The 231-nt window shown below is 72.3% G+C and carries 1 pseudogene; it reads right to left on the bottom strand.

Annotated elements, in window-relative coordinates:
- Positions 1 to 231, bottom strand: a pseudogene (gene nadE, locus ACTFO6_RS20055) (NAD(+) synthase); the annotation flags it as partial.

Genomic DNA, 231 nt, shown 5'->3' with positions numbered 1-231 from the left:
GTCCCGCCGCGAGGGATCAGCGGGCACGTAGGGGAAGCGCTCCAAGGTGCGCTTCAAGGGCAGGAATCCCCGGGCGGGGGCTTCCAGCCGGAAGGGCACGGTGCGGAAAGCGGCCACCGCGTCCCGGTGGGTCCAGGCCGAGTCGGAGAAGGTGCCCTGGCGCAGCCGGTCCTGGACGAGCCGCTCCAGATCGATGTCGGCGGCGACGAGCTGGGACCGGTAGGCGAAGCG

Origin of the sequence: Pelomicrobium sp. G1 (assembly GCF_051905455.1) — a bacterium.
Classification (GTDB): Bacteria; Pseudomonadota; Gammaproteobacteria; order Burkholderiales; family UBA6910; genus Pelomicrobium.
Note: the sequence above shows the minus strand (reverse complement) of the source record. Positions and strands in the feature narration are given on the sequence as shown.